Origin of the sequence: Leifsonia sp. SIMBA_070, assembly GCF_046534635.1 — a bacterium.
In the GTDB taxonomy this organism is placed as follows: Bacteria; Actinomycetota; Actinomycetes; order Actinomycetales; family Microbacteriaceae; genus Leifsonia.
The window spans coordinates 1-429 of the sequence record NZ_JAWRYK010000038.1 but is presented as its reverse complement, the minus strand read 5'-3'; the positions used below and the strand labels follow the sequence as shown (position 1 = coordinate 429).

Here is a 429-nt window from a genome sequence, read left to right as displayed (position 1 = left end):
ATTAATTCGGCTACCAAATCTAAATCTTTAGTATTCACTTCAGTACTGCTCTTTGATGTACTGCTGCAATATAGTTATCTATTCTCGTCAATCCTGCGGATAGCAGCTCTTAGCTTTCCGTTGCACTCGTGAAGCGAATCCAGCAGCCGGAAGTTGCGCAGAACCCCTGCTGCTTCATCTCTGCGGCCGCCCGGTGATTTGTCTCAGGGGGGATAATTTCGTTTTGCTCATCGACGTACGCCGCCAGCGTTTTAATGGTGCCGGCAAGGTCAGTGTTTTTGGACATCAGCTCTGTGTTCTGCAGTCGCAGGCGCTCGTTCCTCTGCGTGAGGATTTGATTGTCATAGCCGAGCTTTGCAATGAAGCCGATGATGACCACGAAGATGACAGGGCTCAGGATGCAGGTAACGTTCATGTTCTGCATAGCAC

At 49.7% G+C, this 429-nt stretch carries 1 protein-coding gene; it reads right to left on the bottom strand.

Going from position 1 to position 429, the window contains the following annotated elements:
- Positions 1-109 precede the first annotated feature (109 nt).
- The coding region (locus SB754_RS19290) for a hypothetical protein (protein ID WP_410784026.1) at positions 110-429 on the bottom strand (320 nt) is incomplete at its 5' end.